Annotated in this window: 12 protein-coding genes; 7 read left to right on the forward strand and 5 right to left on the reverse strand. The window is 57.0% G+C overall.

The genetic code is table 11. The features are described 5' to 3' along the window. Positions 1 to 255: 255 nt before the first annotated feature. Entirely contained in the window at positions 256 to 1533 is a 1278-nt protein-coding gene (gene clpX / locus CFBP5473_RS09290) for an ATP-dependent Clp protease ATP-binding subunit ClpX (protein WP_027672964.1), read from the reverse strand. A gap of 363 nt (positions 1534 to 1896) precedes the next feature. Further along, positions 1897 to 2529 carry an ATP-dependent Clp endopeptidase proteolytic subunit ClpP gene (clpP, locus tag CFBP5473_RS09295; protein ID WP_027672963.1) on the reverse strand — a complete coding sequence of 211 codons (633 nt, stop codon included), beginning with the start codon at positions 2527 to 2529 and terminating at the stop codon, positions 1897 to 1899. A gap of 424 nt (positions 2530 to 2953) precedes the next feature. Between clpP and CFBP5473_RS09300 the strand changes: the two genes are divergently transcribed. The 4 genes from CFBP5473_RS09300 (at position 2954) to CFBP5473_RS09320 (ending at position 7873) form a co-directional block, all read left to right on the forward strand. Then, positions 2954 to 4228 carry a GGDEF domain-containing protein gene (locus tag CFBP5473_RS09300; RefSeq protein WP_234881742.1) on the forward strand — a complete coding sequence of 425 codons (1275 nt, stop codon included), beginning with the start codon at positions 2954 to 2956 and terminating at the stop codon, positions 4226 to 4228. Between the two features lie 86 nt (positions 4229 to 4314). Then, a complete protein-coding gene (ggt, locus tag CFBP5473_RS09305; RefSeq protein WP_027672961.1) occupies positions 4315 to 6072 on the forward strand; it encodes a gamma-glutamyltransferase in 1758 nt (585 codons plus the stop codon). A 217-nt stretch (positions 6073 to 6289) separates the two neighbouring features. Beyond that, on the forward strand, positions 6290 to 7537 hold the full coding sequence (locus CFBP5473_RS09315; protein WP_027672960.1) for a cytochrome P450: 1248 nt from the start codon (positions 6290 to 6292) through the stop codon (positions 7535 to 7537). A gap of 45 nt (positions 7538 to 7582) precedes the next feature. After that, positions 7583 to 7873, forward strand: a complete 291-nt coding sequence (locus tag CFBP5473_RS09320; protein ID WP_136954337.1) for a hypothetical protein — start codon at positions 7583 to 7585, stop codon at positions 7871 to 7873. Between the two features lie 6 nt (positions 7874 to 7879). Here CFBP5473_RS09320 and CFBP5473_RS09325 read toward each other — a convergent pair whose 3' ends face one another. The 3 genes from CFBP5473_RS09325 to CFBP5473_RS09335 form a co-directional block, all read right to left on the reverse strand. Then, entirely contained in the window at positions 7880 to 8236 is a 357-nt protein-coding gene (locus tag CFBP5473_RS09325; RefSeq protein WP_027672958.1) for a cupin domain-containing protein, read from the reverse strand. A gap of 16 nt (positions 8237 to 8252) precedes the next feature. Further along, positions 8253 to 9536 carry an O-acetylhomoserine aminocarboxypropyltransferase gene (locus tag CFBP5473_RS09330; RefSeq protein WP_027672957.1) on the reverse strand — a complete coding sequence of 428 codons (1284 nt, stop codon included), beginning with the start codon at positions 9534 to 9536 and terminating at the stop codon, positions 8253 to 8255. A gap of 84 nt (positions 9537 to 9620) precedes the next feature. Next, positions 9621 to 10055 (reverse strand): CoA-binding protein, encoded by a 435-nt coding sequence (locus CFBP5473_RS09335; RefSeq protein ID WP_027672956.1) that lies wholly within the window; start codon positions 10053 to 10055, stop codon positions 9621 to 9623. Positions 10056 to 10511: 456 nt separating this feature from the next. On the opposite strand from CFBP5473_RS09335, the gene CFBP5473_RS09340 reads away from it, so the two are divergent. From CFBP5473_RS09340 to rpsI, 3 genes are all read left to right on the forward strand, one after another. Further along, positions 10512 to 11348, forward strand: coding sequence for a DMT family transporter (locus CFBP5473_RS09340; RefSeq protein ID WP_027672955.1), 837 nt, complete (start codon positions 10512 to 10514; stop codon positions 11346 to 11348). Between the two features lie 248 nt (positions 11349 to 11596). Next, entirely contained in the window at positions 11597 to 12061 is a 465-nt protein-coding gene (gene rplM, locus CFBP5473_RS09345) for a 50S ribosomal protein L13 (RefSeq protein WP_027672954.1), read from the forward strand. A 2-nt stretch (positions 12062 to 12063) separates the two neighbouring features. After that, positions 12064 to 12534 (forward strand): 30S ribosomal protein S9, encoded by a 471-nt coding sequence (gene rpsI, locus CFBP5473_RS09350; protein ID WP_027672953.1) that lies wholly within the window; start codon positions 12064 to 12066, stop codon positions 12532 to 12534. Positions 12535 to 12589 lie beyond the last annotated feature (55 nt).

A 12589-nucleotide genomic window follows, 5' to 3' on the forward strand; every position in this document is an offset into this window, starting at 1 on the left:
AAAACCAAATAGGTTTGAATAGGCTTACACTACGCGCCTCACGCATACTCTTGCGGAAGCAGAACCGGCGACGGGCATTCACGAAAACGTCACATCGCCATACAAATCAGTTCTAAGACTTTATCAGCAAAGCGCAATCGGCTCCAAACCCAAAATTGGAGCGGATGAGCTTTATGCGCGCATTATGGTGCATAACCAAGAAAAAAGGCCCGCCAATGGCGAGCCTTCCGGTTCAGGTCACTTATCGGTGACGGATCAGGCCGAAACGTTGGCCTTCTCGTCCTGACGATCCGCGTAGATGTAGAGCGGACGCGCCGCGCCACTCACCACCTCGTCGGAGATGACGACTTCGCGAACGCCTTCCAGCGTCGGCAGTTCGAACATCGTGTCGAGCAGGATCTTTTCCATGATCGAGCGAAGACCACGGGCACCGGTTTTACGGGTGATGGCCTTGCGGGCGATTTCCAGAAGCGCTGTGCCCTGGAATGTCAGCTCCACATCTTCCATCTCGAACAGACGCTGATACTGCTTGACCAGAGCGTTCTTCGGCTCGGACAGAATCTGGATCAATGCGTCTTCATCCAGATCTTCCAGCGTTGCCAGAACCGGCAGACGACCGATGAATTCCGGGATGAGGCCGAACTTGACCAGATCTTCCGGCTCCAGCTCACGCAGCACTTCGCCAACACGACGATCGTCTTCCGCCTTCACCGTTGCGCCGAAACCGATGGAGGTCTTTTCGCCACGGGCAGAGATGATCTTGTCGAGACCGGCAAACGCGCCGCCGCAAATGAAGAGGATGTTGGTCGTATCCACCTGCAGGAACTCCTGCTGCGGATGCTTGCGGCCACCCTGCGGAGGAACGGAAGCAACCGTGCCTTCCATGATCTTCAGCAGCGCCTGCTGAACGCCTTCGCCAGACACATCGCGCGTTATGGATGGATTGTCCGACTTGCGGGAAATCTTGTCCACTTCGTCGATATAGACGATGCCGCGCTGCGCGCGTTCAACGTTGTAATCCGCAGCCTGAAGCAGCTTCAGGATGATGTTTTCAACGTCTTCACCGACATAACCGGCTTCGGTCAACGTCGTTGCATCCGCCATGGTGAACGGGACGTCGATGATGCGTGCGAGCGTCTGGGCAAGATAGGTCTTGCCGCACCCGGTCGGACCGACCAGCATGATGTTCGACTTCGCAAGTTCGATATCGCCATTCTTGGTGGAGTGAGCGAGACGCTTGTAATGGTTGTGAACGGCAACGGACAGGATCTTTTTCGCCTGCTGTTGGCCGATGACGTATTCGTCGAGGATCTTGATGATGTCCTGCGGGGTGGGAACACCCTCACGCGACTTCACCATCGAGCTCTTGTTCTCCTCGCGGATGATGTCCATGCACAATTCGACGCATTCATCGCAGATGAACACCGTCGGTCCGGCAATGAGTTTCCGGACTTCGTGCTGGCTCTTGCCGCAGAATGAACAATAGAGTGTATTTTTCGAGTCGCCGCCGTTGCTGCCGCTGACTTTGCTCATATCTCTTTCCTTCCAGCACGCCGCAGGTCCGCCAAACGGATCGCGGTCAACTTACCGCCTGCAGATACGAGCACTTGTCCAAAGCTTTCGCATCCGCTTCGTTCCCGGGGTACTAACCGTATCAGATACATGACCTGATAAACGGCGGCAACGAATTCCCCTTCAAACTCCGAGCCACGAATGCCTCGGCATGTTCCTCATTCGCCTCCCCCGTAAAACTCTACGCCTTTCAGGAGAGGATGGTTCAGGCTACGTCATAAAATTTCAACACAGCCTTAATATGTACTATTAGCGCTTTATTTCTTCGTTTGAACCCCCGAATTTCAGTTCGGGGATACAAACTCACGTCAAAAGCGCGGCACCTCAGTTCGCCGAGACGCCTTCGATTTCCTGACGGGACGTGAGGATCTTGTCGATCACGCCCCAATCCTTCGCCTCGTCCGCATCCATAAAGTGGTCACGGTCGAGCGTCTTTTCAACTTCTTCGAGCGTGCGGCCAGTGTGTTTCACGTAGACTTCATTGAGGCGGCGCTTCATCTTGATGATGTCGCGGGCGTGGCGCTCGATGTCGGACGCCTGACCCTGGAAACCGCCGGAAGGCTGGTGAACCATGATGCGGGCGTTCGGCGTTGCGAAGCGCATGCCCTTCTCACCGGCGGCAAGAAGCAGCGAACCCATGGAAGCGGCCTGGCCGACGCAAAGCGTGGAAACCGCAGGGCGAATGAACTGCATCGTATCGTAGATCGCCATACCGGCGGTCACTACGCCGCCTGGCGAATTGATGTAGATGGCAATTTCCTTCTTGGGGTTTTCGGCCTCAAGGAAAAGAAGCTGTGCGCAGACGAGCGAGGCCATGTGATCTTCAACCGGACCGGTCAGGAAGATGATGCGCTCTTTGAGAAGACGGGAGTAGATGTCATAGGACCGTTCGCCGCGGTTGGTCTGCTCCACGACCATCGGCACCAGAGCCATGGCGGTATCAACTGGATTTGTCATGTCCGTCCTTTATCCAACTCTTGCCCGGAGGCTTTAGCGCCCGGAATCAATTCAATTCGTCAACTCACTACATAGAGTGTCATTGCCCGGTTCTTCAAGACTAAGGCGGCGGATATCCTTAATGACATGCCGGACAACTCATCTCTGCGCAATTACAGAGAGTGTCGAGCCTGCGCCAGAGCGGCCAAGCCCTATTTTGTCGTCATCAACCGGCAAAGGCGCCCGTGGTCAATGAAAAGTTAAGCCCAAAAATGGTCACGTTGGAAAACCTTCCCTTACGGAAAGCAGCAACGACTCGTTAGGGTTTTGCGAATGATACTGTGCCACGTCAGCCTTCGCCTTGGCGTAACAGGCGACCGCTTTCCATAGATGCATCTTTTCGGCGGAAGCAGGCAGGCGGTTCAAAAGCCCTGCCGCAACCACCATGCAAAACGAAGATTGGACGACACCGGTGCTCGATACGAAAACAGGCATGCTGCTGTGGTCCATGGAAGCGCTGACGATTACCGCCGTGCTGGCATCGCTGTGGCTGCACAACAAGCGAAAGAAATATCACCTTTGTTTCGCCATGGGCTTCTTCGCCATCGGCCTTGGAAGCGCGCTGGTTGCCATGCGCGGCGACATACCGGATTTCCTGTCGATAGACATCGCCAATACCCTGACACTGTCGGCGGCCTCTTTCTGGCTGGCCGAAATTCTCAATCTCGAAAAGCGGCCCGTCGAGGGCTGGATCACCATTCCGGCTCTGATCTGGATCGCCTTCATGTTCGTGCCACCGGTGCGCAATGACATTCAGGCGCGCATCATTCTCTATCATTGCTCGGCAGCGGTCGGTTATTTCATGCTGGCGGGCGTCCTGCTCACATCCCGTGAATATCGCTCGAAAACGCGCAAGCTGCTTGCGCTCGCCTTCGTCATTCAGGCATTTCTCGGCGGCATCGCCGCGTCGATTGTCGTTTCCTACAATCTCGCCACAGGGCAGATCGCACCTCTGACCATCCCCGTCATGCTGTCCGGCGCGTTCGGCTTCATCGTGCTGTTGATGATGAGCGTGAAGGTTTTCATGGAAGACATGGAGCGCCGCCTGCAGAAACTGGCGGTGACCGACTATCTCACCGGCGCACTCAACCGCCGGGGCCTTGCGGAAGAATTCAAAGCCTTCAAGGCCAGACGGAGGGATGGAGAGAGCCACATCACGCTTGCGCTCTTCGATATCGACCATTTCAAGAGCATCAATGACAAGCATGGCCACCAGTGCGGCGATGAGGTTCTCGTCCAGTTCTGCGCGCTCGCAAACCGCATCATCGGTGAAAACGGCGTTTTCGTCCGCATGGGCGGTGAAGAATTCGCCTATCTGGTGGAAGCCAGCGATCCTACCCGGGCGATCCGCATTGCCGAAGGAATCCGGATTTATTTCGCCCGTTTGTCCACCAGCGCCGCAAATGGAGAGTTCACATCCACGGTCAGCGTCGGCCTCTGCTCGCTTCCAACAGCCGAAGCCGATCTTGATGTCATGCTGACGAAATCGGATCGTGCGCTTTATGCCGCCAAGAAGGCCGGACGAAACCGCACCGTGATGAACGACAACGAAGCCCATGTCGTGCTGCCAGCGGAAGATCGTGGCGAAGACCCGCATGACAATAATGCCGACCGCCAGGTCGCCGCGCTGAACCGCATCGCCTCCATCGCCAACAGCTAACCCATCATTATTCGTTGGTCCCAACGGGTTGACCTGCACCGAAAATAGAACCCATCATGCCGCCATCGACCAGTGGAGAGTTCGGCATGCATATCAAGTTCCTCGCACATCTCGCGATTTCGGCGGCGCTCATTGTCGGTCCAGCCCATGCGCAACAAGCATCGGACACCACGGCGCCGGAGCGCGCCACCGGCACCAAAACGGCAAGTCGCGTGGAAGCGAAGAGCTTCATGGTGGCGGCGGCGAATCCGCTTGCCGCCGAAGCAGGGCGAAAAATCATCGCCGAGGGCGGCAACGCCATCGATGCCATGGTCGCCGTCCAGACCGTGCTGGGTCTGGTAGAGCCGCAAAGCTCCGGCCTCGGCGGCGGTTCTTTTCTCGTCTATTATGATGCCTCAGCCAAAAAGCTCACCACATTCGACGGACGCGAGACCGCGCCCATGGAGGCAACGCCGAAGCTCTTTTTGGACGACAAGGGTCAGCCGCTGAAATTCATGGATGCCGTCGTCGGCGGGCGCTCGGTCGGCACGCCGGGAACGGTGAGGCTGCTTTCCGATGTTCATCAGCGTTTCGGGAAGCTGGAATGGAAAAGCCTGTTCACCCCCGCTGAAACCCTGGCGCGGGATGGCTTCAAGGTTTCCCCTCGCCTCGCTTCGCTCATCGCCGCCGAAGGTGATCGTCTCAAGAAATATGAAGGCCCGCGCAGCTATTTCTACGACGCCTCAGGCTCGCCCTTGCAGGCGGGAACGGTACTGAAAAATCCAGCCTATGCGGAAACGCTGAAGGCCATTGCCGATAACGGCCCGGATGCCTTCTACAAAGGCCCAATCGCGGAAGCCATCGTCAAGACCGTGCGGGAAGCGAGTGGAAATCCCGGCGTTCTCTCGCTGACGGACCTTGCCAATTACCGCACCAAGGAGCGCGAGCCGGTCTGCGCTAACTATCGTGCGCTCGATATTTGCGGCATGGGCCCGCCCTCCTCCGGTGCCGTCGCCGTGGGCCAAATCCTCGGTACGTTGGAAAATTTCGATCTGAAGGCGCTCGGGCCGCAAAATGTCGAAAGCTGGAGGCTGCTCGGCGATGCACAACGCCTCGCCTTTGCAGATCGCGAACGCTACCTCGCTGATCCTGACTTTACCCCACTGCCGATCAAGGGCCTACTGCGCAAGGATTATCTCGGCTCGCGCGCTATGTTACTGGATGGTGACAAGGCGCTGGCCGCCGATGCCGTGAAGGCTGGCGAGCCCGAATGGGACCACGCCCTCAATTTCGGGCGCGGGCCCGCGCTGGAGCTTCCCTCCACCAGCCACTTCGTCATCGTGGACAAACAGGGCAATGTCCTTTCCATGACGACGACCATCGAGAGCGGCTTCGGCTCGCGCCTGATGACCAACGGCTTCCTGCTCAATAATGAGCTGACCGATTTCTCCTTCAAGACCCATGACGGCAGCCTGCCCGTCGCCAACCGCGTCGAACCCGGCAAACGCCCCCGCTCCTCCATGGCTCCGACCATTGTCATGAAGGACGGCAAACCCCTGCTCGCCATCGGCTCCCCCGGCGGCAGCCAGATCATCGGCTATGTCGCGCAGGCGCTGATCGCCTATATCGATTGGGGCATGCCCGTGGAACAGATCGTCGCCCAACCCCACCTCATCAACCGCTTCGGCACCTATGATATCGAGGCGGGTACGGATGCAGAAAAGTTTGCGGAACCGCTGAAGGCGCTGGGTTATGAGGTGAAGCCCGGCGAGATGAATTCCGGCCTGCACGCCATTGAAGTCACCAGTCAGGGACTGGTCGGTAGCGCCGATCCTCGGCGCGAGGGCGTGGCTGTCGGGGATTGAAACAGCCTATGCGCCGAGGCTCAAAATATCCCTCATTCCTGTCCTTGTGACAGGAATCCAGTCAGCCCAAGTCCTTGGGCTGAAATGAGTCTTTGCGTCGCGCAGACGCACGACGGCTGGATCCCTGTGACCGATCCCCGGATCAAGTCCGAGGACAGGGATGAGGAGACAGTGGCCAGCTCTTCCTCCACCACCAAACTTCCGTTAGACACCAAGCATGAACACCACATCCGACTTCCTCCGCATCGACGCCGATAAACGCTCCGTCTCGCTGGACGCCCGTAACCCGGCCTTTTACAGCAACCCGAATGCCGCCTATGCGCAGCTTCATGCGCATTGTCCGACCTTTTACTGGGAAGAGCAGAAGCAATGGTTCTTCACCGGTTACGACCATGTGAACGCGCTCCTGCGCGACCGGCGCTTTGGGCGGCAAATCCTCCATATTGCCACTCGTGAAGAGTTGGGGCTGCCGGAACCGCTGGAACATACTGCCCATTTCGACGCTGCCGAACGTCATTCGCTGTTGGAAATCGAACCGCCGGAACACACGCGCCTGCGCACGCTGGTCAACCGCGCTTTCGTCTCCCGACACGTGGATAAGATGAAGCCGGAAATCGAAGTGCTGGCCCACGGGCTGATCGACCGTTTCGAGAAAGACGGCAAGACCGAGTTGCTTTCCTCCTTTGCCGATATCATTCCCGTGACGATGATCGCGCGGATGATCGGCATACCGGAAGAGATGGGGCCGCAGCTTCTGAAATGGTCGCACGCCTATGTCGGCATGTACATGTTCAAGCGCAGCCGTGAGGACGAGCTTGCCGCCGATGCCGCCGCCAAGGAGTTCGCCGATTACGCTCGCACCGTCATTGCGGAACGTCGTGTCGAACCGAAGGACGATCTGCTGAGCCATATGATCCACACGGAACATAAGGGCCAGTATCTGACGGACGAGGAACTCATCTCCACGACCATCGTGCTGCTGAATGCCGGACACGAGGCAACCGTCCACCAGATCGGCAATTCCGTCCGCGTCATCCTCGAAAGCGGTCTCGATCCGGCTTCGCTCTTCACCGACGAAAAAACGACCGAACGAACCGTCGAAGAAACGCTGCGCATCGGCGCGCCCGTCCACATCTTCCAGCGCTGGGCGCTGGAGCCGGTGGAAATCGATGGGGTGAAATTCGAACGCGGCGACAAGGTCAGCCTCATCCTCGCCGCCGCCAATCTGGACCCAAAAAAATTCACCGATCCCCTCACCTTCAAACCGGACCGCGCAGAGGCACCCAACCTCTCCTTCGGCGCCGGAATCCACTTCTGCATCGGCGCGCCACTGGCAAGGCTGGAACTCAACATCGTTCTGCCCCTGCTGTTTCAGCGCTTGCCGGGGCTGCGCTTAGCGGAGAAGCCGAGGGTGAAGGACGTCTATCATTTCCATGGGCTTGAGCGCCTGGATCTGGTGTGGTGAGGTTCTCTTTTATCTTGGCCCAGAAGCTGTATGATGGAGCGCTCCGTGAAACATGAGGCAGGTGCCTTGTCTACGAAATCGAAAAGAAAAGTCTCAACTTCTGAGCAGCACAGGATCGATCCAGTTGCGGCAGAACTTTCGCGTCTCGGAAGAGAACTAGACAAGATCGAGCTCCAGCTGAACAACAGTGCCAAAACCTCTCGGACACCGGGGCGTTTCAAAGGTCAGCTCAAGGTCGGCGCGAGCTTCTTCGAACCGCTGACCGAAGCGGAACTCAAAGAATGTTCTGCTATCGATGAGAAAATTACATCGCTTGGCATATTGACTCGCTGGTAAGGGCCCTCACACCCTGACCACATAATCCTTCCGTGTCGTCTCAACGACTTCCCATGTCCCCTTGAAACCCGGACGAATAATCTGGCGATCTCCCGCTCGTAGGTGGATTGGTTCTCCACCTTCCTCGGTCAGAATCGAATAGCCCTCGAGAATATTGAAATATTCCCACTCATCATATTCCACCCGCCATTTGCCCGGCGTGGATTGCCAGATGCCGGCATAGAGACCGCCGCTTGCTTCTTCCAGGTTCCATGTGGTGAATTTCGGTGTGCCTGAAATCAGCCGGTCGGGCTTAGGTGTGCCCTCTTCCGGCTGAATGGCAGAAAGATCGCCGTCCGACTTGAAGTTCAATGTTAGGGTCATGGGCGATCGTTCCTATTTAAACTTTTGCCAAAGATTGTTCCAAATCGGCAATAATGTCCTTCACATCCTCTATGCCGATGGAAAGGCGCACGACGTCCGGTCCGGCACCTGCCGCTACCTGCTGCTCAGGCGTGAGCTGCGCATGGGTGGTGGAAGCCGGGTGGATGACCAGAGAGCGTGTATCGCCGATATTGGCAAGATGGGAAAAGAGCTGAAGCCCTTCCACCAGCGATTTCCCCGCCTGATATCCGCCCTTCACGCCGAAGGTGAAGACCGAGCCAGCTCCCTTTGGCGAGTAGCGCTGTTGCAGGGCGTGGTTTTCGCTGTCATCAAGCCCGGCATAGTGCACCCAACCGATTTTCGGATGCGCCTTCAGCCATTTCGCAACTGCCAGCGCATTGTCGGAATGGCGCTGAACGCGCAGCGGCAGGGTCTCGATGCCGGTGAGGATGAGGAAGGCGTTGAAGGGTGAAATGGAGGGGCCGAGATCGCGCAGGCCCAGAACGCGGACGGCAATTGCGAAGGCGAAGTTGCCGAAGGTCTGGTGCAGCACGACACCGGAATATTCCGGGCGCGGCTGCGAGAGAGCCGGGAACTTGTCCGAAGCGGACCAGTCGAAAGTGCCGCCATCCACGATGACGCCGCCCATGGAATTGCCGTGGCCGCCGAGGAATTTCGTCAGCGAGTGAACGACGATATCGGCACCGTGCTCAATCGGGCGGATGAGATAGGGGCTCGCCATGGTGTTATCCACGATCAGCGGCAAGCCGTGCTTGTGCGCGACATCGGCAATTGCCGCGATATCGACGAATGTACCGCCCGGATTGGCAAGGCTCTCGATGAAGATAGCCTTCGTCTTCTCATCGATCTGGCTTTCGAAGCTTGCAGGGTCGGCAGCATCTGCCCAGCGCACCTGCCAGCCGAAATTCTGGAAGGAATGGCCGAACTGGTTCACCGAGCCGCCATAAAGCTGGCGCGCGGCGACGAAATTATCGCCGGATTGCAAAAGCGTGTGAAAGACGAGCAGCTGCGCTGCATGGCCGGACGCTACGGCAAGCGCCGCCGTGCCGCCTTCAAGCGCCGCAACCCGCTCCTCCAGAACCGCCTGTGTCGGGTTCATGATGCGCGTGTAGATATTGCCGAATTCCTTCAGGCCAAAAAGCGCTGCCGCATGGTCGGAATCACGGAACGCATAAGCGGTTGTCTGATAGATGGGCGTCGCACGCGCGCCCGTCGTAGGGTCGGGCTGCGCACCGGCATGAATGGCGAGCGTGGAAAAACCTGGGGTGTTCTCTGACATATGTCCCTCCGAATATTTTTTACGAAATATGACGGGAGGGATCATATCGCCTTGGCGCCGGATGGTAAGTGCGACTTATGCTAACTATCGGCTTATATTGAGACGTGGATGCTCAATTGCAGGGCATCGGTCCATCACAACTTCCACGCCATAAGCTTCCGCCTTTGCCGCTGCATCGTCATGCCGCACGGAAAGCTGACCCCATATCACTTTAGGCCGCGGCGACATGTGGATCACCTCTTCTGCCACGGCCGGAAGATATTCCGCCGCGCGAAACACATCGACCATATCCACGGGCTCGGCAATATCGGCAAGCTTGGCATAGACCTTCTGCCCCAGTATCTCCTTGCCCTCCTGACCCGGATTGACGGGGATGACGTGATAGCCCTTGGACAGAAGAAAGTTCATCACGCCGTGGCTCGGTCGCGCCGGGTTTGGCGAGGCTCCCACCAGCGCAATCGTCTTCACGCTGGTCAGAATATTGCGCAGATAATCGTCCTCGTAATCATCGTGGTCCATCGCCTTTTCCTCCATGGCTCGAATGTATTCCTGTCAAACAGATGTAAGTGGTGTGTTGCGGCAGAAAAAGAGTGCCCGCGAAATTGCACGCGCCGAATATATCAATACCGCATTCGACACACGCTTTGAGAGTCCCCAATCGTACGTTTTTTGTTCGAATTTCGTTCACGGGCATTTTAGAAACCACTTATAGTTACATTAGCAAAGTACGTTGTTAGTATAACAAATACGACCTGAAACGATTCTAGTGGCACTTTTTGGCACATTTGACGAAAATCAAGGATTTAGCACCGCCGCGCCTACAGGCGGCAACATGCCTTAGTTGCATAATATGGAGCTAATATTTGATGCACGCATAAAGCGCTGTTTCTAAATGCGACAGGTTCAAAAAGTTGCTTGCGCGCATGAGAGAAAGTGCAATCTCTTTGCACCATCAAAATAACGAATGAGTCGCCCGTGCCGATCGATGTTCTGCTGCTTGTTCTTCTCGGCGCACTTTTGCACGCATCGTGGAATGCGCTGGTCAAATCGGGTACGGACAAGGCGCTGGATGCATCCTTGATTGCGGCTGGCGCTGCCGTCTGCTGCATTCCGTTTCTGCCGTTTCTTCCGCTCCCGGGCATGGTCGCCCTGCCCTTTCTCATCGCATCGGCAATTTTGCAGTTCGCTTATTTTCGCCTCGTGGCGGCGGCCTACACGGTGGGTGATATCGGCCTCGTCTACCCGGTCATGCGCGGTGTTGCCCCTTTGATCGTGGCCGCAAGCAGCAATCTTTTTCTGGACGAAACGTTGAGCACCGCCGCACTTGCGGGCATAGCCGTCATTTCCGCGGGCATCCTCACGCTTGCTTTCGAGGCGCGGCGCGGCGGCGGTCGCGCCATAAGCCTTGCACTCGCCAACGCCGTCGTGATTGCGGGCTACACATTTGTCGATGGCGTCGGCGCCCGCAAGTCGGGCAATGCCATCTCCTATACGCTGTGGATGTCGCTGCTTCCGCCCGTACTCCTCTTCTCCTACGCTTTTTACCAGCGCGGCTTTCAGCCAGTGGCACAGCATGTGCGGCGCAACTGGTGGCGCGGTCTGGCCGGTGGCGGCGGCTCCATCCTGTCTTACGGGCTGGCGCTCTGGGCCATGACGAAAGCACCCGTCGCCGTGGTCGCAGCGCTGCGTGAAACCTCCATCCTGTTTGCCATCCTGATCTCGGTTTTCATCCTCAAGGAGACTGCCAGCGTCTGGCGTTATATCGCAGGCGGCATCATCGCTCTTGGCGTTTTGGTGATGAGACTGGGCTAGTTTCGCGGGGATTTAGTGTGGTATCATAAAACCACATAAATAACTAATTGATTTTACTTATCTATTTTTGAAGCTGCCGAATTTGATGCTGTTGACGGTTTCTCAAGCAACCCGTATAAGCGCGCCAGACTGAATTCTTTTGGAATACATGTCTTCCGGCTCGCGCAAATGCAGCCAAAATCAAGCAACAAGAAACGCCCGCATTATCCTTCACGGGAAGGTGACGGGTCCAACAGAAAGTGAAAAGAATGTCTACTTTCGTTCAGAAGCCCGCTGAGGTGGAGAAGAAGTGGGTCATCATCGATGCCGAAGGCCTCGTTGTTGGTCGTCTCGCTACCCTCGTTGCAAACCGTCTTCGCGGCAAGCACAAGGCAACCTACACCCCTCACGTTGACGACGGCGACAACGTCATCATCATCAACGCTGAAAAGTGCGTCTTCACCGGCAAGAAGTATTCCGACAAGAAGTACTACTGGCACACCGGTTATCCGGGTGGCATCAAGGAACGTACCGTTCGCCAGATCATCGAAGGCCGCTTCCCGGAGCGCGTTCTTGAAAAGGCAGTTGAGCGCATGATTCCTCGTGGCCCGCTCGGTCGTCGCCAGATGAAGAACCTGCGCGTTTACGCCGGTTCGAACCACCCGCACGAAGCACAGCAGCCAGTCGCTCTCGACGTAGCATCGCTGAACAAGAAGAACGTAAGGAGCGCCTGATAATGGCTGATCTTTCCTCCCTGAAAGACCTCGCCCCGGCATCGTCGGAAGCTTCGGCTCCCGTACACGTCCGCAAGGTTGACACTCTCGGCCGCTCCTACGCGACCGGTAAGCGCAAGAACGCCGTAGCCCGCGTATGGGTCAAGGCTGGTTCCGGCAAGATCATCATCAACGGCCGTGACTTCACTGCCTACTTCGCACGCCCGGTTCTGCAGATGATCCTGCAGCAGCCGATCGTTGCAGTCGCTCGCGCTGGTCAGTTCGACATCATCGCGACCGTTGCTGGCGGTGGTCTCTCCGGTCAGGCCGGTGCTGTTCGTCACGGTCTTTCCAAGGCCCTCACCTACTTCGAACCGGGCCTGCGCTCTGTTCTGAAGAAGGGTGGCTTCCTGACCCGCGACAGCCGCGTTGTTGAACGTAAGAAGTACGGTAAGGCCAAGGCTCGCCGTTCCTTCCAGTTCTCCAAGCGCTAATCGCGCTTTGGGGCCAAGTTCTCCAAGCGCTTATCGCTTACGGAAAACGAAAATC

The sequence above is a fragment of the Agrobacterium larrymoorei genome, assembly GCF_005145045.1.
In the GTDB taxonomy this organism is placed as follows: domain Bacteria; phylum Pseudomonadota; class Alphaproteobacteria; order Rhizobiales; family Rhizobiaceae; genus Agrobacterium; species Agrobacterium larrymoorei.

Coding starts and splice junctions, on each gene's coding strand:
- ggt (WP_027672961.1), top strand. CDS start 4,315: ATGCATATCAAGTTCCTCGCACATCTCGCGATTTCGGCGGCGCTCATT.
- CFBP5473_RS09315 (WP_027672960.1), top strand. CDS start 6,290: ATGAACACCACATCCGACTTCCTCCGCATCGACGCCGATAAACGCTCC.
- CFBP5473_RS09335 (WP_027672956.1), bottom strand. CDS start 10,055: ATGGACCACGATGATTACGAGGACGATTATCTGCGCAATATTCTGACC.
- clpP (WP_027672963.1), bottom strand. CDS start 2,529: ATGACAAATCCAGTTGATACCGCCATGGCTCTGGTGCCGATGGTCGTG.
- clpX (WP_027672964.1), bottom strand. CDS start 1,533: ATGAGCAAAGTCAGCGGCAGCAACGGCGGCGACTCGAAAAATACACTC.
- CFBP5473_RS09330 (WP_027672957.1), bottom strand. CDS start 9,536: ATGTCAGAGAACACCCCAGGTTTTTCCACGCTCGCCATTCATGCCGGT.
- CFBP5473_RS09300 (WP_234881742.1), top strand. CDS start 2,954: ATGCAAAACGAAGATTGGACGACACCGGTGCTCGATACGAAAACAGGC.
- rplM (WP_027672954.1), top strand. CDS start 11,597: ATGTCTACTTTCGTTCAGAAGCCCGCTGAGGTGGAGAAGAAGTGGGTC.
- CFBP5473_RS09325 (WP_027672958.1), bottom strand. CDS start 8,236: ATGACCCTAACATTGAACTTCAAGTCGGACGGCGATCTTTCTGCCATT.
- rpsI (WP_027672953.1), top strand. CDS start 12,064: ATGGCTGATCTTTCCTCCCTGAAAGACCTCGCCCCGGCATCGTCGGAA.